18 protein-coding genes and 1 pseudogene are annotated in these 18,417 nt (G+C 29.7%); 14 read left to right on the plus strand and 5 right to left on the minus strand.

Annotation, left to right across the window (positions count from 1 at the left end; translation table 11 throughout):
- Positions 1-8 precede the first annotated feature (8 nt).
- Together guaA and BN2087_RS00210 are read left to right on the plus strand one after the other, a co-directional pair.
- Positions 9-1,544, plus strand: a complete 1,536-nt coding sequence (gene guaA / locus BN2087_RS00205) for a glutamine-hydrolyzing GMP synthase (protein WP_049689890.1) — start codon at positions 9-11, stop codon at positions 1,542-1,544.
- Between the two features lie 420 nt (positions 1,545-1,964).
- Positions 1,965-4,238 (plus strand): hypothetical protein, encoded by a 2,274-nt coding sequence (locus tag BN2087_RS00210; protein WP_049689891.1) that lies wholly within the window; start codon positions 1,965-1,967, stop codon positions 4,236-4,238.
- A gap of 273 nt (positions 4,239-4,511) precedes the next feature.
- Here BN2087_RS00210 and BN2087_RS00215 read toward each other — a convergent pair whose 3' ends face one another.
- Entirely contained in the window at positions 4,512-5,192 is a 681-nt protein-coding gene (locus BN2087_RS00215; RefSeq protein ID WP_049689892.1) for a DUF3800 domain-containing protein, read from the minus strand.
- 37 nt (positions 5,193-5,229) lie between these two features.
- Positions 5,230-5,664 (minus strand): helix-turn-helix domain-containing protein, encoded by a 435-nt coding sequence (locus BN2087_RS00220; RefSeq protein ID WP_049689893.1) that lies wholly within the window; start codon positions 5,662-5,664, stop codon positions 5,230-5,232.
- A gap of 262 nt (positions 5,665-5,926) precedes the next feature.
- On the opposite strand from BN2087_RS00220, the gene BN2087_RS00225 reads away from it, so the two are divergent.
- From BN2087_RS00225 to BN2087_RS00275, 12 genes and pseudogenes are all read left to right on the plus strand, one after another.
- Positions 5,927-6,121, plus strand: coding sequence for a hypothetical protein (locus BN2087_RS00225; protein WP_004835545.1), 195 nt, complete (start codon positions 5,927-5,929; stop codon positions 6,119-6,121).
- Between the two features lies 1 nt (position 6,122).
- On the plus strand, positions 6,123-7,247 hold the full coding sequence (locus BN2087_RS00230) for a site-specific integrase (RefSeq protein ID WP_049689894.1): 1,125 nt from the start codon (positions 6,123-6,125) through the stop codon (positions 7,245-7,247).
- Positions 7,240-7,602: a plasmid mobilization protein gene (locus tag BN2087_RS00235; protein ID WP_049689895.1), complete on the plus strand. Its 363-nt coding sequence runs from the start codon at positions 7,240-7,242 to the stop codon at positions 7,600-7,602. Before BN2087_RS00230 ends, BN2087_RS00235 begins: the two co-directional genes overlap by 8 nt.
- A gap of 117 nt (positions 7,603-7,719) precedes the next feature.
- A complete protein-coding gene (locus tag BN2087_RS00240; RefSeq protein WP_049689896.1) occupies positions 7,720-9,201 on the plus strand; it encodes a VapE domain-containing protein in 1,482 nt (493 codons plus the stop codon).
- Between the two features lie 337 nt (positions 9,202-9,538).
- The gene (locus tag BN2087_RS00245; protein WP_049689897.1) at positions 9,539-9,880 is read left to right on the plus strand and encodes a plasmid mobilization protein; all 342 of its coding nucleotides are present in this window, start codon (positions 9,539-9,541) and stop codon (positions 9,878-9,880) included.
- A 104-nt stretch (positions 9,881-9,984) separates the two neighbouring features.
- Positions 9,985-10,200: a helix-turn-helix domain-containing protein gene (locus BN2087_RS00250; RefSeq protein WP_049689898.1), complete on the plus strand. Its 216-nt coding sequence runs from the start codon at positions 9,985-9,987 to the stop codon at positions 10,198-10,200.
- 2 nt (positions 10,201-10,202) lie between these two features.
- Positions 10,203-10,850, plus strand: coding sequence for a site-specific DNA-methyltransferase (locus BN2087_RS00255; RefSeq protein ID WP_049689899.1), 648 nt, complete (start codon positions 10,203-10,205; stop codon positions 10,848-10,850).
- Positions 10,851-11,035: 185 nt separating this feature from the next.
- The gene (locus BN2087_RS09245; protein ID WP_167335896.1) at positions 11,036-11,203 is read left to right on the plus strand and encodes a hypothetical protein; all 168 of its coding nucleotides are present in this window, start codon (positions 11,036-11,038) and stop codon (positions 11,201-11,203) included.
- Positions 11,204-11,391: 188 nt separating this feature from the next.
- Positions 11,392-11,976: a DUF7010 family protein gene (locus BN2087_RS00260; protein ID WP_049689900.1), complete on the plus strand. Its 585-nt coding sequence runs from the start codon at positions 11,392-11,394 to the stop codon at positions 11,974-11,976.
- Positions 11,977-12,151: 175 nt separating this feature from the next.
- A pseudogene (locus tag BN2087_RS09040) lies at positions 12,152-13,252 on the plus strand (site-specific DNA-methyltransferase).
- A gap of 67 nt (positions 13,253-13,319) precedes the next feature.
- Complete coding sequence (locus tag BN2087_RS09290; protein WP_209320233.1) at positions 13,320-13,505, plus strand: DNA adenine methylase; 186 nt, start codon at positions 13,320-13,322, stop codon at positions 13,503-13,505.
- Positions 13,483-14,193: a DNA adenine methylase gene (locus tag BN2087_RS00275; RefSeq protein WP_209320234.1), complete on the plus strand. Its 711-nt coding sequence runs from the start codon at positions 13,483-13,485 to the stop codon at positions 14,191-14,193. Before BN2087_RS09290 ends, BN2087_RS00275 begins: the two co-directional genes overlap by 23 nt.
- Before the next feature lie 713 nt (positions 14,194-14,906).
- Here BN2087_RS00275 and BN2087_RS00280 read toward each other — a convergent pair.
- From BN2087_RS00280 to BN2087_RS00290, 3 genes are all read right to left on the minus strand, one after another.
- Positions 14,907-15,509, minus strand: a complete 603-nt coding sequence (locus BN2087_RS00280; RefSeq protein ID WP_049689902.1) for a PH domain-containing protein — start codon at positions 15,507-15,509, stop codon at positions 14,907-14,909.
- 202 nt (positions 15,510-15,711) lie between these two features.
- Complete coding sequence (locus tag BN2087_RS00285; protein WP_049689903.1) at positions 15,712-16,056, minus strand: hypothetical protein; 345 nt, start codon at positions 16,054-16,056, stop codon at positions 15,712-15,714.
- A gap of 180 nt (positions 16,057-16,236) precedes the next feature.
- On the minus strand, positions 16,237-18,162 hold the full coding sequence (locus tag BN2087_RS00290; RefSeq protein WP_049689904.1) for a sensor histidine kinase: 1,926 nt from the start codon (positions 18,160-18,162) through the stop codon (positions 16,237-16,239).
- Positions 18,163-18,417: the final 255 nt, after the last annotated feature.

Consider the following 18,417-nt stretch of genomic DNA (forward strand, 5'->3'; position numbering starts at 1 on the left):
AGGGATAGATGGAAAAAAAATCCGAAATTATGGTATTGGACTTTGGTGGCCAATATAACCAGCTTATTGTAAGAAGGATAAGGGAGATGGGAGTTTATGCAACACTTCACGATTGTGATGTTGATTTAAAAACTCTAGATCTTGAAAATTTAGACGGAATAATTTTGACAGGTGGTCCACAATCAATTCACAGTGACGACAGCCTAAAATTGAATCCTGAAATTTTAGATTTAAACGTGCCAGTTCTTGGAATTTGCTATGGAATGCAAGCTCTAGCTTATCATTTTGATGGAGAAATAAGCGAGGCAGAAAAAGGAGAATACGGAAAAACTCCTTTATTTGTTGACCAAAGATCAAAATTATATAAAAATGTAGCCCAAGAATCAATAATTTGGATGAACCACAGAGACCAAGTTACAAAAATTGGCGAAGGTTTCAAAAAAACTGCCTGGTCATTAAATTGTCCAATAGCAGGATTTGAAAACGAAGAAAAAAATATTTACGCCGTACAATTTCACCCAGAAGTTGCCCATTCCGAATATGGATTTCAAATATTAGAAAATTTCGTTTTAAATATTTGTAAGGCAAAAAAAACCTGGATAATGAAAGATTTGGCCCAAGAAACAATAGAAAATATAAAAGAAAAATACGCTGGAGAAAAAATGATTTGTGGCCTATCAGGAGGAGTAGATTCAACAATAGCAGCAACCCTCGTTCACAAAGCAATTGGAGATAATCTTCAATGTATATTTGTAGACCACGGTCTTTTAAGAAAAGACGAAGCAAAATCAGTAATGGAACAATACAAACAAATTGGTCTAAACGTAAAAATGGTAGATGCTTCAAAAGATTTTCTTGAACTTTTAAAAGGCGTAGAAGAACCAGAAGAAAAAAGAAAAATAATAGGAAACCACTTCATAGAAGTATTCGAAAGAGAAGCCAAAAAATTTGGCGATGCAAAATATTTAGTACAAGGAACAATTTACCCAGACGTAATAGAAAGTGGAAAAGGAAAAGGTTCAGTAATAAAATCCCACCACAATGTAGGCGGCCTTCCAGAAGATATGCTTTTTGAAGGAGTCGTAGAACCACTAAGAGAACTTTTCAAAGACGAGGTTAGAGCACTTGGAGAAAGTATTGGCGTTCCAGAAGAAATGGTATGGAGACAACCATTCCCAGGACCAGGACTTGCAATAAGAGTTATAGGAGATATAACAGAAGAAAAATTAGAAATTGTAAGAGAGACCGACGCAATCCTAAGAGAAGAAGTGAAAAATGCAGGATTAAACAGAGATATCTGGCAATATTTCACAGTATTTACCCCACTAAGGACAGTAGGAGTAAAAGGCGACGAAAGATCCTACGACTATGTAGTAGTAGTAAGAGCAGTATCAAGCAAAGACGCAATGACAGTAGAAGCCTTCGATATGCCATACGAACTCCAACAAACCCTATCAAACAGGATGATAAACGAAGTAAAAGGCGTAGGAAGAATAGTCTACGACATAACCTCAAAACCACCAGGAACTATTGAATGGGAGTAAAAACATCGCAAGCGATGTTTTTACGTTTTCCACCATTTATCAAGGTGCGAAGCATCGCAGTATAAATGGATGGAAACCCTTCTGCAGGGAAGAAAAGCCAACGCGACGAAAAGGAGCGTTGGCTTTTCTGATTCGCAAATGGGGTTGAAAATCACGGATTGATTTTCAAGAGTGATCAAAAACCTTGTAAATTCAATGGTTACAGAATATAAAAAACTGTAACCGGGATTAAAATGGGAACATTTGTAAAAAAGAATAAATTGAATAATAGTTCCAAGTGGTTTAGAAAAAAGCGATAGCCCTGGTCTTTGTACTGGGGCTATTTCTATATTCAAATATTAATTATCTAAAAGTAATGATAATGATCTATATTAAAATAATAGATATAAGGATTACTTAATAGTAAGGGGGGGTAGAGAATTGTCAGAAGTAAAATACAAAAACTATTTAGATCATGAAATTCATGTTAAATTTGTTGAGGGGATATTGGAACAAAGTCAGAGCTGGCAATGGTTTATTGAATATATTGAAAATAATTATGACTTGTCAGACATAAGTTCGTACATAGAATATAAAAACAGAAGTAATTCTCTAGTTAGTATCTTAAGCAAATTTGCTAACATTTTAGAGATATGTGATTCTAACTTTCGATTTAAAACCATATTGTTACAAGAGATTTATGAAATATCAAAATATTATTTAGGAGCAATAGAAAGAGAAAGCTGTGAGAAAAAGATAAGTAGCGAGTTTTCTAAAATCCTATTTTTATCAGTTTGGTTAACTAAATTACAAAATTTAGGAAATGATTCAAAGTATATTGTTGATAACAGATTTATGAATCAGAGAAACTTTCATCAAACACTTAATATGCAAGTATTTGATTATGATAAAGAAGAAATAATTTTATATTTGGAAAAAATAAAATTAAGAGACTTTGAAATAATAAAACGTAACATAGAGGATAACTTAAATAGAGTAGTTTATGGAATTTCAGAAAATTTTTTTGAGAAATATGGTGATAGATTACTCTCAGCAAACTGTTTTGATTTTCAATCATTTGATAGAAAAACAGGCTTAACTTGGCAGGAAGATACTTTATTAGATATGCTTCAGGTTTCGATAAGAAATGGAGAAATAATTCCTATGTATTCAAATGGAGATAGTATAGCTCCAAACTATAAAGAATGGACTCCAGATTTATTAAAGCAATTAAAAAGCTATTTTAATAACAATATTTCAGATTTTGTAATAGAATCTGTTGATTTTTTATTAAATCGAAAAGATCCAAATATAGAGATTATAGAGTCTCATTGTAACTTGTTTTTAGAGCTGATTAGTAAAGGCGAGGACTATGAAATATTAACTTCATCAACCTATGAAATTTTGACAATGTTATTTGATGAAGGAGTCATGGATAGGACAGAAAAAACAGAAGTTATAAAAGGATTTTATAAAAAACTACACTCCATAACTTCCATAAATCTATTAATGAGACTTCATTCTTCTTTTCCTCTAAATAGAGACCAAATTCAAAGTAAAAAAGATTATATAGAAAATCAATATAGGACTATTTCAGATATCAACGACATTCCGAATCTAACACAATACTTAGAAAACACCGATATAGCAAGACATATTAATCAATCTTATTATAATGAAACTAAGGATAAGTTCTTGGATCTAACTAAAAATGTAAATGATATTTTGGTTGCGAATTTATTCTACCAAGCTATGTTATTTCTTATATATGTTAACCAAACTAATCAAATTGTTGACAAAAGAATTGTAAAACAAGATATGATTAATCTTCAAGAGGATTGGCAAAAAAATAGATACCAAGAACAAACAAAGAATCTTCATGAATTTACAAATAGTATTCAAATTTCTACAGAAAAAGTTGAAAAATACAATAAAAGTATTTTGGAGAATCCCATTATAGTAGCTAATAGTACTGTTCTAGCTAAAGTTGATGATTTAATATCAGCTCTTGAAAGAACTTCTAATAATTCATTAATGTATATGGTTAGTAGAATTGAAATAAATAATATATTTCCAATTAAAGACACTGGTATAAATTTTGATAGACATGAAACAGACAATATCTTAAGAAAACAGGTTGAGAAAATTATAGAAAAATATGGATATAAATTTATGAATGTTTTAGATGCAGATATTTATGTTTCTGCTGTGCATAATACATATATAAATAACGTATATTTCGTAATTAATTTATTTAATAAAGAAAAAGAGTTATATGAATTGTTAGAAAAAATTATTGGAGTCAGATTAATTCCATTTAATGAACAAATTTCTCTAGGTCACTTAACTCAACTATTTCCTTTATTAGAAATTGAGATTAGACAATTTGGAAAGTTATTTGGAATTGTTCCATTTAAAGAGAATGCAAATGAATTTATGAAATTTAAAGATCCAAGTTCTATCTTAAGAGAATTAATAGAAAATATATATGAGGAGTTGGACGGTTTCGAGAGTGCTCCAGATTTATTATTCGTATATCACTTTATGTACAATAGCAATTCTCTAAACATCAGAAATGAATGTATTCATGGAAGAGATTATTTTGAAGGTTACAGGCTCAAATTTGCTTTTAAAGTCACCATGTTAGCATTATATATGATTAGATATAGAACTAATTCAATATTAGCTAATAGTAATAGCTACAATGAAGTATAAGGTGCAGAAAACTAACAACCTATGGTATGTAAATAATAGTTTCAAGTGGTATAAATTTGGATAAAAAATTAGACCGTAGTTTCAAGCTACGGTCTAATTTTTTAGAATTACAATAATAATAAATAAAGAAAAACCAGCCTTATCGGCTGGTTTTTAAATGCTTATTTACCAATTGCTTATTAGTGACGCCAACACATGACGCTTACCTAGATAACGGCACATATATAAGACTTACTGTTGGTACTATTATGATATCACTAATTCTATCTATTGTCAATACTCAGGAGGAAATACAAAAATAAATTTTAATATATCGTTATCTTTTAATAATTGAATTTCATCATTATAAGTACCTGTAAGTAAGTGTGAATAGAATAGGTTAGAAAAAACATCAGCCACTTGTATGAATTTATTGTTAGAGGAGTCGAAATAATTAACAGTAAATTTACCTCTTGTGGTACCACCTAAAGCTAATTCTGTGTTGAGATAATTTTCTAAAAAGTGTTTGGTTTCAGTTTTCTCATTTCTTTCATCAAGTTGGAGATAAAAATCATCTTGCTTAAGAAAATCATTCTTTATGAAATATTGGAGTGCCAAACGCGTAACATAGTTAAATACTCTTGCGGTATTTTTGCAAAAATCGTCTGATAATTTACAGTTTATAATTCGAATGTAATAAATTTCAAAATGTTTTTTCTTAGCAAAAAATTGCACAAATTTTTGTTTCATTGGTTTATTAAACTGTGATCCTTTTAATTCGTTAAATTTATCATTTAAAAACATTTTATTATTTTTATCTAATTTTTTTAAATCGTCATGGTTACTAGAAACGAAACGTTTATAAGTGCGCTCTAATTGTTTTTTGTCAGTAGGGACTACTAGTGTTATTATAAAATCTCGGTTTTCCGTAAATGTATTATTTATTGAACCGGATTCGTCAATGTATATATTCAAAATTCATACCTCAATATATTTTAACAATAATAATAATCTAAAGTTTTAAAAATCTTGATTTCTTAGGGTAAGATAACTTCCAATCTTCAAATTCTTCGTCTGTTATCTCATCATTGTAATGCTTTTTTCTCATCTCATTCCATTCTATAAGAAAATTATTGAAGTCTACATCATTTGATAAAAGTCCAGTAATTTCTCCATCATCTGCGAACGGTCTAAACTTCATGTCTTTTTCATAATCAAAAATTATATGCATTATTTCAAAAATAGAATTAGGCTCATGATTAATTAATGCTGATATATCACAATCAAGTGCTTCAGATATTTTTTGTAATTGTTCTTTACTTGGGGATCTATTACCAAGCTCGTAATTTCTTATAGCAGCATCTGTCAAACCAGACTTAATGGCAAGTTCTTTTTGAGTTAAGTTTCGTATAAGTCTTAACTTTTTTAATTTTTCTCCAGAAATCAAACTAACTCCTCCTTATTTCACAATAACTATAAATATTTTATCACAAAACGAACAAAAGCTCAACAAAACTGTTCTGTTACAAATATTTGCAAGTATCTGAATATTTTAGAAAAAAATAAATAGAAAAAACTTGACGGAACAAATATGAACTGTTATTATATATACATACCGTTCGATATTGAACGGAAATTGTAAGACATATAAATTAATGCTCACCTTTTTTGAGGATGTAGAACCTTACAAACTATAAAAGGAGGACATTATGAAAGGTATTTTTATGAATGCAAAAGATGTACAAGAATTTCTTGATGTAAGTAGGACAACAGCATATCAGATAATAAACGATATGAATCAAGACCTACTTAAATTAGGCTATCGTGTACAAAGAGGAAAGGTAAATAGAGAATACTTTATGGAAAAGTATTGCTATAAACCAACAAATACAAAGGAGGTTTAGAGTGCCAGCATACAGAGATGAAAGTGGAAATAAAACTTGGTATTGCAGGTTTTATTATACCAACTGGAAAGGAGAAAAATTAACTAAGAAAAAACGTGGATTTTCAACAAAAAAAGAAGCATTAAAATGGGAACAAGATTTTTTAAATCAACATTCTGAATCAATTGAGATGAGCTTTAGGGAGTTTTTTGAACTTTACAAGAGGGATAGAAAACCAAGAATAAGAGAAAATACTTGGAGGACAAAAGAAGCAATTGTAAATCAAAAAATACTTCCCTATATAGGTGATCTAATGCTTAATGAGATTAATAACGTAACCATCATTCAATGGCAAAATGAGCTTATGAAGATTAAGGATAAGAATGGGAAAAACTACTCTCCTACTTATTTGAGAACTATTCATGCCCAGTTATCTAGTATCTTAAATCATGCCTGTAGGTACTACAATTTAAAAACTAATGTTGCTCGTGATGTTGGATCTATGGGAGAAAAAGAAGCTGATGAAATGCTATTTTGGACTCGAGATGAATATGAAAGATTTATAGAAGCTATTAAAGATAAACCTGAATCATTCTATGCTTTTGAACTTTTGTATTGGTGTGGTCTTAGAATGGGAGAATTATTAGCTTTAACACAAGAGAAATTTGATTTTGAAAGGCATACATTAAAAATTGATGAATCTTTACAGAGGATTGATGGGAAAAATGTAATAACTGCTCCTAAGACTAAAAAAAGTATCAGGACAATAGTTATGCCTGAATTTTTAACGGATGAGATTAAAGAGTATATTGAAAGTTTTTATAAGTTAAAACCAAAAGACTTAATATTTGATTTCTCTAAGAGCTACCTCCACCATGAAATGGATAGGGGATCTAAGAAATCTCAAGTAAAAAGAATTAGAATTCATGATTTAAGGCACTCTCACGTTTCACTCTTGATTGAACTTGGATTTTCTGCAACTGCAATAGCTGATAGGGTTGGACATGAATCGATTGATATTACCTATAGATATGCTCATCTCTTCCCTAGTAAGCAAAAAGAAATGGCTCTGTATTTAACACAAGTAAGAAATAATAGGGCAAATGACTGGAAAGATTTATTAGAAGAGGATGATAAAGATGTTTAGAAGACATTCATTAGATGAAATTTCTAAAAAAACGAGAAATAAGGAGAAAAACAGAAAAAGAAATCGCATTTTAAACTTTAGAGTATCTGAAGAAGAATATGATCTAATAAACAAAAAGATAGAAATCAGTGGACTTAAAAAGCAAGATTATTTTCTACAAATGCTGTTAAATCACGAAGTTAAGTTATTAAGTGATTATAGACTTTCTGATAATATAGCCAAGGAAATATTTCAACTAGCAAAAGTTATTAAGAAGTTCGGCAATCTCAATGACAATGAAGCTGATATTTTAATCTATATTTTAGAAATATATGATGAAATCAAAAAAGAAAAAAGCCCCTACTACAAAGAGTAAAGGCATACACTCCTGTGAGAAGTGTTCTCTAGACAAGTTCATTTTACCACAGGAGTCTTATTTATACAAGACAGGAGGATAAAATGAAAAACAAATATAAAACAATAAAGAGGTTAGATGATTGTAAAAAGAAGAGGAGTGAGCCTTATGACAGATATTAAATTAAAATTCCCAGAAATAGATCAGACTTACGCCTTTTTAGACTTACAAACTACAGATAAGGGGACGGTTAGACAAATTACTGGTAATATTGTAACAGCTATTTTAAATCCAAAATATTGTCAAAATCAAAAAATCATTGATGGACAAATATTCTTTGATAAATTTACCAATGAAATAAAATTCCAGGGGAAAATTATTGGAGAAAGAAATATAAAGGAAAATCAAATACGACTTTGGGATGATTCTTTAAATAATAGACTAGGCTTAGAGATAGAAAAACATTTTGGAATTAATTATAACGCAAACAAAATGTGGGAAGCAATTCGTTTTGTAGCTCATCAATATGAAGTGAGTCCGCCAAAGCAATATCTTCAAAATTTAAAATGGAATGGAGATAAAAATGCCATTAGAAAACTTTTACCAAAGTATTTGGGAGCAGATGATACAGAGCTTAACAATTGGATAATGGAACATATGATATTGGGCATGATAAAAAGAATTTTTAATCCAGGATCTAAGTTTGATGAAATGATTGTTTTAGTTGGTGGGCAAGGTATAGGCAAATCAACTTTTGCAAGATACTTGTCCATAATAGATGATTGGTTTTGTACTATAGAAAACATTCAAGGTAAGGATGCTGTCATGAACCTTATGGGTAAAACTGTCGTTGAAATCGAAGAATTCGTTGCTTTAAGAAATGCAAAATCGGCTAATGAAGCTAAATCTTTTTTATCAAAACTAAGCGATAGAATAAGAATACCCTACGAAAAATATGCAACAGACGTGCCTAGAACTTGTATCTTCATAGGGACATTAAATGAAAGAACTTTTCTTAATGATCATACTGGAGAAAGAAGATATTTACCTGTTGAATGTAACCCGAATCAAAGAGTAAGGACTATATATCCAGATAAAAATAACAAGGAAAAATTTTCGGATAAAGAATATATGTCATGCATAAGAGAAGATTTTAATCAGGCTTTAGCCTTGGGATATGAAATATTTAAAAACAAGACTCACGCATGGACTATACCAAAAAATTTTTTAAAAGACTTATATAAGGAACAAGAAAAATTCAAATATCTAAACCCAGATGTGGAAGACATTAGATATTTCTTAGAAGAATATAAGCCGAAAAGTGCAGATTCTAATATAACTTGTTTCAAAGAATTAAACATGCAAGGCTACCAAATAAAATCAAAATCTTTTTCAGAGATTATGGATAATTATTTTCAAGAATGGATCCCAGTTAGGTCATCAAAGACTAAGAGAATATCACCAAGTGGAGTCTCAATTCCAGTAAAACTATATTATGAAAAGAAAGAAGAAAATGAAACTGACTTTATAGAAGTTGATAAGAAGTTTTTGCCAGATGAATGGCAAAAAGAAAATCAATTAGAAATAGATACAGCAAATCAAGTAAAGATACAAATGTAACTTTGTAACCTGTAACCCATCGTTATAAATCTTCTTAAATTAGGATTACATAAATTAATGGCTTGATAATAAGGGGTTGTCACAGACTCTTAAAACAAGCTCGCCTAATTTTGGAAGTTTTTATTTTGTAAGTTACAGTTACACTTAATATAATTCATTTGAAAAATTCTTAGAAAATAAATTTTAGAATTGTTAATAATAGCAAGCACAGTAAGTGAGTACCCATTTACGAAAAAATCAAAAAATCAATAGCTTTTAAGGCTATCTAATTTTATGATTTTTACCTTGTTAGGGAGAACCCTAAGACCCCAAAAAAATAAAAGCAAAGGAGAAATATATGGATAATAGAACAAGAAATAATAAACTAAAAATATATTTAACAGATGAAGAAAAAGAAATCTTTGAAAAGAAAATGAAACTTGCATATTGTAAAACAATGTCCCATTTTTTAAGAAAATGTGTATTAGAAAAAGAAATTTATATTGTAGACCTAGAACCATTTAGAGATCTCCAATGGCTACTTTCAAATATAACAAACAATATAAATCAGATTGCAAAAGCAACTAATACAACTGGTGTTATATACAAGAAAGATATAGATTATATGAGAGAAAAAATAGAAAAATTGGCAAAAGAAATATGGGATATACATTCCCTATTATTAAACAGAACTAAATAGAATTATTCGCCTAAAATATCTTAGACCTGTAAGAAGTTTTAAAAATATGATATAATATAATTAATTGAAATGCCGATTTTTATAATTACAAGGGAGAGAAATTTATGCAAAACTTTGGGAAAATTATTTTTAAAATAGACCAAGTTTTAGAAGAAAAAAATATAAGCAAAAACAAATTAGAAAAGGAAGCAAATCTTCAAAGAACGCAACTTAATTCTTATTGTAATAACAAGGTTAAAAGAATTGATTTGGAAACTATAGCAAAGATTTGTTGTGTTCTTGAGTGTAAAGTTGAAGATATTATGGATTATGTGAGGTAGTTATGAAATTTTTAGATGAGTTAAAAAAAGTGTTGATTTCTGATGAACGCTTTGTTGGAGAAGCTGATCAAATTATCAAGACAAAAGTATCAGATGCAGCAAGAGCTAATGATGAGAAATTATTAAAGTCCTTGCTAAATAATGATTTATTAAAAAAAGCTTTTTTTACTAAAGTTGATGACATATATGTTTTTGATAAAAATAAATTTGTTTGGGTCCTAGAATCAAAAGAATTTCTTCCAGATTCTTTTACTATGTATAAAAATAAGATAGGACTTGTTGATGCTAACAATAATTTAATTAGTCAAAAACAAGATGTTTCCTTGGTATGGCCTTACAAAGACTGTGTCCTTGAAGGAGGACAAACCAAAGAAGACCAAAAAAGAGATGAAATTTTTTATAATGAAACCTTAGCTCCAGACCAGGTAAATAAACTTCTAGCTCCAAAAGTTTTAGGTAATGCTAAGAGATACACCAATGAAGGAATAGAAGAAAATATAGAATTTAAAGAAGATGATAACTTAATTATAAAAGGAAATAATTTGCTTGCCTTATCGTCTTTGTTAGAAAGATATGAAAGTCAAGTGCAGCTTATTTACATTGAAATAACTTTACAGGAAATGATACAAAGTTTGGTTGCTGCTGCTTAGAATAACACTTTAAATAAGGGCTTATTGTAGGCTTGTGAATCAGAAGAACGTGAATGAAAGTCCGGCGTGAATTGACGCTGGATTTTTTCTTTTTTAGAGGTGCCTTTTTGCTTTTAGAGGGTTCTATAAGTGCTTGACTTATTCCGGAGGATGAGTGATGTATAGACTACAAGGAGGATGAGTCAATGCTAGAAGTAAAGAAAATATTGCAAGACGAGATGGATTATAGTCTTTGTAAATTGCTTTTAGACTATTTGCATTTCAAAGGCATGGTTGACTATCTAACCGTGCATAACGATGGAAAGGTTGATCTTACCTTCCTTGATGGGAACAAAACAGAACTAAAGTGTTAAGCTTACAGGAAATGTGATAAGGTAAAATAAAAGCATATCAGCCAGTCGCTGACGTGCTTTTTTGCTGTTAAAAGAGTTACATGTTGAGTATAATAGTATTAGTTGAGTATCTATGGAGAGAAGGGTGTGTGGCTGTCTAAAAAATGTCCGCACCCCCTGTAGACAAATTCGAATTTCTGGAGGAGAAAATGGTGGATAAATTAAGAAAAGAAATTGCAATTCAGCAGAAAAAAGGATTACCATTTATCATGGCATCGGTGATTATATGGCTTCTGATAGTACTTGTGTCAATTTTAGATATCAATATGAATATGAAAAATTTATTGGTATTTTGCTGTTCATGCCCATTATTACCGCTGGCTTGGCTCATTGGTAAACTTATAAAGGTGGATATCTTTTCAAAACAAAATCCACTTGGACAATTAGGCTTCATTTTCACCCTAAATCAAATGATTTATTTATTAATCGTTATGTGGGTGTTTAGTGCGGTTCCGGAAAAGATGATTATGGTATACGCTATGGTGTTTGGAGCACATTTATTTCCCTATTCATGGTTGTATCAATCAAAGGGATATACAGTTGCTGCAATTTCCATTCCGATGATTTCCTTGATTTTAGGATGCGCATTAAACGGCACAACGGTTGCTGTTGCGGCATGTATTATTGAGATAGTATTTGCTTGTGTATTACATATGGAATTAAAGAAAATGGTAGATAATTACAACAAATCCCAGTTTGTAGAGCTTAGCAATGATCAAGTTTCTATGAAATAGAAATCTAAATACGTTATGTGTAAATAATTAAGGCGGTAGTAATACCGTCTTTTTTGATGTCTAAAAAGGTTTCAGAGTTCCAAGCTAAGGTTTCAGGATTCCTATAAATAGTTTCAGAGTTCAAAGCAATAGTTTCAGAGTTATAAAGGCAAAGTTTCATTGTATCCAACACGTAATGAAACTAGACCCTCCTTATAACACTGGTAATGATGGCTTTAAATACAATGATAGTTTTAATCAATCTTCATGGCTAACTTTCATGAAAAATAGATTAACTATTGCTAAGAATTTATTAACTGAAACTGGGACAATATATGTACAATTAGATCACAATCAAGTTCATTACGCAAAAGTTTTAATGGATGAGATTTTTGGCCCAAACAATTTTCAGAGAGATTATATGGTCAAATGAACTTCGTCTGGATTTAAAGCCCAAGCAAATAATTGGATAAGAGGCCATGATAACATATTGTTCTATTCAAAAAATGAAAAATTTCTATTCAACAAATTGTATCATCCATTAGATGAAAAGACTATTAAAAGATATGATAAAGTTGACGAGAAAGGTGAAAGGTTTAAGCAATATTTTGATAATGGGAAAGAACGTAGAGTTTATTTGAAATCATCAAAAGGAAAACCTATGTCTGATGTATGGACTGATATTATTGGCTTTCAAACATCAAATAGGGGTGGTGAAACATTAGGATTTGATGGACAAAAATCAGAAGCTTTAATAAAAAGGATTATAGAAGCTTCTACAAATGAAGGTGATTATGTATTAGATTACCATTTAGGTAGCGGTACTGCAGCATCATCAGCTATTAAAATGAATAGGAAATTCATTGGGATAGAGCAGATGGACTATATTGATGAGATAGCTGTTGAGAGGCTAAAAAGAGCAATTGATGGTGAGTTGGTATGTATATCTAAATCAGTCAACTGGCAAGGTGGTGGATCTTTTGTTTATTGTGAACTTTTAGAAGATAATGAAAGTCTAGTCAATGAACTAGAGAAAGCGGAAAATGCTGAGCAAGTTAAAATTGTTTTGAATAAGGCCATTGACAATGGAAAATTAATTCCTTCTGTCCTACCAAGTGATTTAAAAGAAAATGAAGAAGATTTTGACAAGATTAGTCTTGATGAGCAAAAGAATCTTGTGATGGAGCTTTTAAATAAAAACCAACTTTATGTAAATTTATCAGATATAGATGATGAAGATTATAGAGTAAGTGAGGCAGACAAGGAATTTACTAGAAGCTTTTTACAAAAAATTTAACACTGCTTTCAACAGATTATTTAATCAGCTTTAGCAAAACAACATTATTTATTAAGGAGGTGAAATTATGCCAAGAACATATTCGCCGTTACGATATCCTGGAGGTAAAACTCAATTATCAAGATTTGTAATGCAATTATTAGAATTTAATAAGCTTGATGATATTGTTTACGTTGAACCATTTGCAGGAGGATTTGGTGCTGGATTAGAATTATTATTTAAAAAAGAAAGTGAAGTCTGTAATAATAAATGATTATGATATAGCCATTTATTCAATATGGTATGCAATATTAAATGATACTGAAAGATTTATAAACGATATCATTAATGCTAAAATAAATATTCAAGAATGGGAAATTCAAAAAAATATATATAATAAATCACTTGAAGAGAAAATTTACTCTTATGATTTAGCATTTGCAACATATTTTTTAAATCGAACTAATAGATCAGGAATAATTACTGGTGGTCCAATAGGTGGCAAAAATCAAAATGGTAAGTATAAGTTGGATTGTCGATCTAATAAAAGTGACTTGATAAGAAAAATTGTAAGAATAAGTGACTATAAAAATAAAATCCAGCTATACAATATGGAAGCAAATGATTTTATTGATAAAATTATATTAAGGCATAATCCAAATGAAATTTTTACATTTTTTGATCCACCATATTATGAACAAGGTAAAAATTTATATACTAACTTTTTTAAGCATGAAGATCATTTAAATTTACAAGAAAAAATTAATAATCTATCTGATTATTATTGGATATTAACTTATGATAATAAAGACGAAATTTTATCTATATATGAGGATTATTCAAAATATCTATATAGTATAAATTATTCCGCATCTAATGTAAGAAAAGCAAAAGAAATTTTAATTCCTAGCATCAAAGTAAAACTTGATAGTATTGATAGCATTAACATTGAAACTATTTAGAATATATAATTTTTCTCCGGTACTGGGACTGGACTAAAAATTTGAAAACGTCCTATAATTAGGTGGATTTAGTGATACTAGAAAAAATAAAATCTAGTATTTCGAATGATTTGAGATATATCGGACGTTTGGAAAAGAAGAATGGGAGTAAAAACATCGCAAGCGATGTTTTTACGTCAGCCCCATATATCGAGCACGAAGTGCGAAGATAGATGGATGGCTGCCCTTCTGCAGGGAAGAAAAGCCGACGCGACGAAAAGGAGCGTTGGCTTTTCTGATTCGCTAATGGGATTGAAAATTACGTAGTAATTTTCAAGTATGATACAGACTTTATCAAACGAAGAGAATAAAAAATGGCTACTGGTACTCAAATGGTACTGGAAGTAAAAAAGAATAAATTGAATAATAGTTCCAAGTGGTTTACATGAGGACAAAAAATTAGACCGTAGTTAAAAGCTGCGGTCTTTTAATGTCAAAATACAATTTAGAATTCAAACTAAAAATAGTAAAAGAATATTTAGAAGGTAACATAGGATATGCATCACCTGTCAACTCTTTCTTATAACTTATTATTTATTCTTATTTATTAAAAAATAAGGCAAAGAAGGCTCTATTAAAATAAAATATTGCAGAAATTTCCCTCATTAATCAAAAGTAACCGGTAAAAATTCTGACATGAAAATTTTCTCAGTGACATTTTTGTTGCCTTTTATTTATCTTTTATGTTTTGTGTTGTAGCCTTCATTCTCTTTTGGTCTATAGGCGTTAGGATAGGCTTGATCTGTTGCAACATCGAGAGATACTTTTTTAAGAAGTTTGTAGACATCGTAGGGATCTTTTATGGAAATAAATTTATCTGCGTCAGTCTTAAAGCTGTAAGATGAATTACCACCTTCGCCATTATACATTAGGATAATTGTGCCAAGTCCCTTGAGATTTTCCATAAAATTTACATCTACTTTCAAATTTGTAAGCTCTCTGTGCTCATAATTATTTACATCTCTTCCAAAAATTCCCTGGCTGATGTAAACTCTCTTATCTGTAATTGCATATTCTATTGTTCCATAATTTAAAATCCTGTAAATGGGCATTAAAATTGCAAACCAAACAGGAAAAAGATGAATTATAAAGAAAATTATAAAAAATCCATGCATCAAGCTAAATTCTCTAAAAAAAATAGAAATAAAAAAGAAGTCAAAAATCCCCCAAATTAATGCAATTAAATAAATGCTTGGCTTGCCTACAATATAAAGAAAAGCATTGGGCTTTCCTTGCCACAATATATTTTCATTGTCGTCAATAATTTTTTCAATCATAATTTCCTCCATTGCTTTCTCTTTATTAAGATAAAGTATTCTTGTCTAGTATTTTATCACAAATATACTTGTGATAAAATATTTGAATGGCTGAATCTCCACTCATATCTATAGATTTTTCTTTACATACTTTTGAATTAAAATTTTAAAAATCTATAAAAATTTATTAACATAATTTTTGCTAATACCAAGCAACTATACATTAATCTTTGTAATTATTAGTTTCAAGAAATTCTTCAAGTTTAGATAGAGCTTTTTCTGCATATACATAACCACCATAATCTTTATCAGGATTACAAATGTACAATTCTTCAGTATATGGCTCTTCGCCATTTTCAACTCGCATCTTATTAATACTATACCTCGTATCATTAAATTCTGATCCAATTATTTCTCTATAGAAATCCTTTTCCGAGCTTTCTTTAAGGAAAACTTTTCTTTCTTTTAAATCTGCGACGATTACACCCAGAAATTCAGTTTTCCCTTCCAGGTAATACTCATAAACAACTTCCTCATTTGAAAATGAAATCTTCTTTAAAATAACCATTGCATACTCCTTTTTATATTATAATCAAAACTACCAGCTGAGCCGGTAGTTTTGATTTGCCCATTTATATATTGATTATGAAATGATCTTAATACTTTATTATTTGTTCATTAGTTCGGACATAAAAATACACCAATAATATAGCAAAGTATTCAATAGAAAAATTATGAAGTTATAATATTAATTTTTATTAAGGTTTATATAGCAAGACTTATTTTCCAATGAATCAAGTGCCAGAGCGATCTCGTTTAGCATGGCTATAAGCAGAGATTTATCATTTACTGACAATTGACTACCGATACTTTTATCTGACATATCTATGCCGACAACGCCATAGACTGCACTATTTTTTCTAATGGCAAAATATAAGCCATTAGCATTAGTTAGAGTATTTGTGCCTGCACCAGCACTATCATTATTTAAAAATACCCATTTTGCTACAGTTTTCTCGGAGTCTTGCAAATATATTTCTTTCATATTTGCGACGTTTTTTGGGTTATAAATTATTGGCGACAAAAGCGAGCTTTTGAAAACAGGATAAAATATTATTACCTTGTTTAGGAGCTTATGTAGTTGATAGCAGGTTTCATACATTACTTCATCATAGTTTTTGCTTAGCTGCAATCTCTGGCTTGTTTTAAGCAGAACCTCTAAGCTGTGTGACTGCTGAGTTGTTAGTATATTTTCCTTTTTTAGTCTATTTTGCATTAGGCTAATGAAAAAAGAAACTATGATCATTATTATAAATATCATCAGATACTCTTTTGAGTAAATCCTCAAAGAATAATAGGGTGGTATAAATATAAAATCTATAATAAATATATTTAGCAAGAGAGCAAGCATATTGTATATAGGGTGTTTCGTTGTGTATCCAACTATGCAGGATGATAGAGTATAAAGCAAAACTATGTTAGTTGTATTAAAATCAAAAATAAATAAGGCATAAGATAGTACAGTTGTAGCTAACAGTATGAGCAAAGTTACTATCAGATCTTCTCTATCAAAATGCACAAATTCATCTAGCCTTTTATTTTTTTTCTTATACTCACTGTTAGCATCAGGGATTATGAATATATCAAGATTTGGAGCATCCTTAGTAATCTCATCAATTATAGTTGTTTTATTCAAAAATGATATTTTCTGTGAGGATCTTCCCAAGACAAGCTTTGATACTCCACTAAGTTTTGCATATTGGCTAATTTGAAATGATATATCATCACCATAAGAAGAAACGATATTAGCTTTTAGATGTTTAGCCAAGTCTATATTTTTTTGTAAGTTATTTTTTTCTGTATTAGAAAAATTTTTGCTTTCAGATGTTTCTACATATAGGGCACTAAACTCTGCATGGAAAGAGTTAGCCATCCTATAAGCAGTTCTGATTACTTTTTGGTTAGTAGGTGATGGGCCAAGACACACTAGTATATGTTCTTTTAAAAATGGTTTATTTTTTTCGTCAGTATATAAATTTATTTTATCAGCATATCTTCTTAAAGCTATTTCCCTAAGCGAGATAAGATTATCTATAGTAAAAAAATTATCTAGGGCTTTTTTAGACTGGGAATAATTATATATTTTTCCTTCCTTTAATCTTTCAATTAATTGTTCTACTTCAATATCTATTATTTTTATATGGTCAGCATTATCAAAAACATAATCAGGTATACGTTCATTGACTTTTATATTAGTAATTGATTCTACTATATCATGAAGGCTCTCTAGGTGTTGGACATTTAATGTTGTGTATACATCAATGCCTGCTCTAAGTAATTCCTCTACATCTTGGTATCTTTTTTTATGTCTACTGCCTGGTGCATTGGTATGGGCAAGCTCATCTACTAATATGATGTCAGGCTTTCTATCTAGGGCCTTATCTATATCCAGTTCATTAAAAATATGATCTTTATAGTTTATTTTTTTATTGTCTATTATATCTAGACCATTCATTAATGCTAGAGTATCTTTTCTATCATGAAGTTCTACATAACCAACAACCACATCTATGCCTTCTAGGTACTTTTCGTGGGCAACTTCTAGCATATTGTATGTCTTGCCGACACCTGCACAGTATCCGAAGAAGATTGTCAATTCACCTTTTTTTTCCATAAAATTATCCTTCTTTATTTATTTCTGATTTTATTTTACTATATATATTAAAAAAAAAGGCAAAATCAGTGAATTTTAATACAATTTTAATGTCTATGGTGTATATTTTAAAACTATTTTAAGGTAAAAGTTGGTATATTACACATATAGTTAGAGAATAGGAGGAGTGATTAATGTTAGACCTTATTATGATAGCTATAATTATCATTTCATTTTTAATATTAAAATTATTTGTCAATTGGATAGATAAAAAAA

Origin of the sequence: Anaerococcus jeddahensis, assembly GCF_001182725.1 — a bacterium.
Classification (GTDB): domain Bacteria; phylum Bacillota; class Clostridia; order Tissierellales; family Peptoniphilaceae; genus Anaerococcus; species Anaerococcus jeddahensis.

Coding starts and splice junctions, on each gene's coding strand:
- BN2087_RS00245 (WP_049689897.1), top strand. CDS start 9,539: ATGGATAATAGAACAAGAAATAATAAACTAAAAATATATTTAACAGAT.
- guaA (WP_049689890.1), top strand. CDS start 9: ATGGAAAAAAAATCCGAAATTATGGTATTGGACTTTGGTGGCCAATAT.
- BN2087_RS00240 (WP_049689896.1), top strand. CDS start 7,720: ATGATTGTAAAAAGAAGAGGAGTGAGCCTTATGACAGATATTAAATTA.
- BN2087_RS00225 (WP_004835545.1), top strand. CDS start 5,927: ATGAAAGGTATTTTTATGAATGCAAAAGATGTACAAGAATTTCTTGAT.
- BN2087_RS09245 (WP_167335896.1), top strand. CDS start 11,036: ATGCTAGAAGTAAAGAAAATATTGCAAGACGAGATGGATTATAGTCTT.
- BN2087_RS00250 (WP_049689898.1), top strand. CDS start 9,985: ATGCAAAACTTTGGGAAAATTATTTTTAAAATAGACCAAGTTTTAGAA.
- BN2087_RS09290 (WP_209320233.1), top strand. CDS start 13,320: ATGCCAAGAACATATTCGCCGTTACGATATCCTGGAGGTAAAACTCAA.
- BN2087_RS00290 (WP_049689904.1), bottom strand. CDS start 18,162: ATGGAAAAAAAAGGTGAATTGACAATCTTCTTCGGATACTGTGCAGGT.
- BN2087_RS00260 (WP_049689900.1), top strand. CDS start 11,392: ATGGTGGATAAATTAAGAAAAGAAATTGCAATTCAGCAGAAAAAAGGA.
- BN2087_RS00285 (WP_049689903.1), bottom strand. CDS start 16,056: ATGGTTATTTTAAAGAAGATTTCATTTTCAAATGAGGAAGTTGTTTAT.
- BN2087_RS00235 (WP_049689895.1), top strand. CDS start 7,240: ATGTTTAGAAGACATTCATTAGATGAAATTTCTAAAAAAACGAGAAAT.
- BN2087_RS00280 (WP_049689902.1), bottom strand. CDS start 15,509: ATGATTGAAAAAATTATTGACGACAATGAAAATATATTGTGGCAAGGA.
- BN2087_RS00255 (WP_049689899.1), top strand. CDS start 10,203: ATGAAATTTTTAGATGAGTTAAAAAAAGTGTTGATTTCTGATGAACGC.